The 478-nt window shown below is 57.7% G+C and carries 1 protein-coding gene; it reads right to left on the bottom strand.

Features of this window, described 5'->3' with window-relative positions:
• On the bottom strand, positions 1-478 hold a 478-nt coding region (locus tag KPG66_RS17015), incomplete at both ends, for an AMP-binding protein (protein WP_237071627.1).

Raw genomic sequence — 478 nt, 5'->3', positions numbered from 1 at the left:
CCGCAACCCAATAGGCCACCAAGCGTCTGTCACCCGGATGATCCTCGCGTGACACCACCGCTGACTGCGCGATGCTCGGATGCTTGACCAATGCCGCTTCGATTTCGCTAAGCTCAATACGAAAGCCCCGAATCTTGATCTGCTGATCTACGCGGCCGATATATTCCAACTGCCCATCCAAGCGCCATCTTGCCACGTCGCCCGTTCGGTATAGCCGTTCGCCGGGTCCAAATGGGCTCGGTATAAAGCGTTCGGCACTCAGTTCAGGTTGGTTGATATAGCCACGCGCCACCCCCACGCCCGCAATATACAACTCGCCCTTCACGCCTAGCGGCATGAGCTCCAAATGCTGCCCCAGCACATAAACTCGCACATTGGGCACAGGTTGACCGATCGGCACCCTTCCTTCCTGCTGGGCGTCGGCCTTGAACCACGTTGACGCCATCGTGCATTCGCTTGGACCGTATTGATTGACCAC

Origin of the sequence: Mycetohabitans sp. B2 (genome assembly GCF_021733735.1) — a bacterium.
In the GTDB taxonomy this organism is placed as follows: Bacteria; Pseudomonadota; Gammaproteobacteria; order Burkholderiales; family Burkholderiaceae; genus Mycetohabitans; species Mycetohabitans rhizoxinica.
The sequence above is the reverse complement of the archived record's forward strand: the minus strand, read 5'-3'. Positions and strand labels throughout refer to the sequence as shown.